At 43.4% G+C, this 745-nt stretch carries 1 protein-coding gene; it reads right to left on the bottom strand.

Annotated features, from left to right (window positions below):
• Nucleotides 1-122: 122 nt before the first annotated feature.
• On the bottom strand, nt 123-665 hold the full coding sequence (gene rimM, locus A3756_RS02795; RefSeq protein WP_068510833.1) for a ribosome maturation factor RimM: 543 nt from the start codon (nt 663-665) through the stop codon (nt 123-125).
• Nucleotides 666-745 lie beyond the last annotated feature (80 nt).

The following is a 745-nucleotide window of genomic DNA, read 5'->3' as shown; positions in this document are numbered from 1 at the left end:
CAAGTTTCTATCTTTGCACCACTTAAAGAACTAATCCCTTATGCCAGAACTGATTTACAGAACTGATTAAGTAGTGCCTATATAAAAACGCCCCGCAAGTACCGCAATCAGCGCTTTACAAACTAAAACTCCGGATCCCAATCAACTTCAATGGATCCTGCTTCCAGATCTACCGCCAAGACAACCTGATCTGGCAAGTAAGGAATTAATCGCTCCCTACCGTCCAAGCTATCCTTACACTTTTTTACTACCAAAACATCGTTAGATCCGGTTTCAATCAAATGATCAACACGACCAAGTAAAACCTTCTCTTCTACATCAGACCCTGAAGCAAATACTTTCAGACCTTGAAGCTGATGCCAGTAGTAATCACCGCTAGGCAGTTCCGGCAATTCTTCTCGAGGTACAGAAATCAACGAACCACAATACTGCTTAGCCTCATCGCGATCATGACACCCCTTTAACTGGGCGACCAGACCATTGCCATGAGCTTTGCAGCTAAGCACGGTTACCGATCCGTTCTTGCTGCCACCTTCGAGAGTCCAATTTTTATATTGGCAAATATTTTCTTTAGGCTGAGTATAGGAAAACACCTTCACCCAACCCTTAACACCGTATACCGAGGTAATCTTACCCATTACAGCTTTTTCTGTAGCTTTGCTCATGAGTAATTATTTCCAGCCGGTATCAATGTTAGCTTTCCAGACTACTTAAACGGCCTTACGCAGCTTTAGCAGACTCTTTC

Source organism: Oleiphilus sp. HI0086 (assembly GCF_001635225.1).
This window is presented reverse-complemented; position numbering and strand designations above follow the sequence as displayed.

Excerpts from the sequence above, each read along its gene's own strand:
- rimM (WP_068510833.1), bottom strand. The coding sequence starts at position 665 with ATGAGCAAAGCTACAGAAAAAGCTGTAATGGGTAAGATTACCTCGGTA.